The 1112-nt window shown below is 37.5% G+C and carries 1 protein-coding gene; it reads left to right on the top strand.

The features are described from left to right. The first annotated feature begins 95 nt into the window (after nucleotides 1-95). The gene (locus L5L98_RS22195) at nucleotides 96-998 is read left to right on the top strand and encodes a phosphatidylinositol-specific phospholipase C (protein WP_263143577.1); all 903 of its coding nucleotides are present in this window, start codon (nucleotides 96-98) and stop codon (nucleotides 996-998) included. Nucleotides 999-1112 lie beyond the last annotated feature (114 nt).

The following is a 1112-nucleotide window of genomic DNA, read 5'->3' as shown; positions in this document are numbered from 1 at the left end:
GTTCGTCCATATAAGAAACTTACTGATAGGCTATTATTTGTTAGTTATAGCCTATCAGATATTATTTCGACAGATAGCCAAAATTGGAGAATAATATGTCTCACGTAAGTACAAATAATTGGATGAGTGCACTAAATAAAAGTTTAACATTAGACAAAATTTCTATACCTGGCACACATGACTCAGGTACAGAAAAGGCCCCCCCAATAGGCGCCAGAACGCAAAACTTTGATATTTATACCCAGCTAAATGATGGCATTCGTTTTCTAGAYATTCGAGTCACAGCAAACGGTTCAAAATCTGATCCTCTAAATATTTATCACGGTATCATCAGCTGTGATATTTCTCTAGGCGATGTGCTTAATGATTGTCTCCGTTTTCTTTCCGAAAACCCAAGTGAAACAATTGTAATGTTAATGAATGCAGCAACAAGCAGCGTTGAAGGCGTACAAGAGAAGTTCGATGATTACGTTGCGCAAGAGAAATATCGAAATTTGTTTTATTTGGGAGCTAGAATACCAACATTGCAGCAATCTCAAAGTAAGATTGTCTTGCTAAGGCGCTTTTCTGGCTGCTCAGGTATAGATTTATCACATGGTTGGAAGGTTGATGAAACTTTTGCGTTAACAACACCTGAAAACCAGATTTTTGAAATTGAAGATCAATATAAAGAGCATGATACTCATAAGAAAATGGCGGCAGTTGAATCTTCAATTAATCGCGCCATACAGACCCCTAATGATGGTGTCATGCACATTACTTACAATAGTATCTCTCAAGGTGGGCATACTCCCTATCAATACTGTTGGGGCGGCGGGCTAGGTAAAGTCGAGCCCATGATGAATCCAGGGCTTACTGAATTCTTACAGCGTAAACAAAAAGGAGACCGGCTCGGTATTGTCGTTTTAGATTTTTATAATAATGAATTGAGTAATATAGATAATAGGAATGCAGAGCTTATTATTAATACCAACTCTGATGTAATATTAAAAATCTAGGGTCTGTTGATCTTTCTAGAGTGTTTTTTAGACAGCATGGCAAGACGTTATAATTTTCTTCGCCAAAAGTAACCATAATCCTCAAGCTATGCCAAGACTTATGCTAACCGATGC

The organism is Shewanella sp. SM23, assembly GCF_025654295.1.
Taxonomy (GTDB): domain Bacteria; phylum Pseudomonadota; class Gammaproteobacteria; order Enterobacterales; family Shewanellaceae; genus Shewanella; species Shewanella oncorhynchi.
This window is presented reverse-complemented; position numbering and strand designations above follow the sequence as displayed.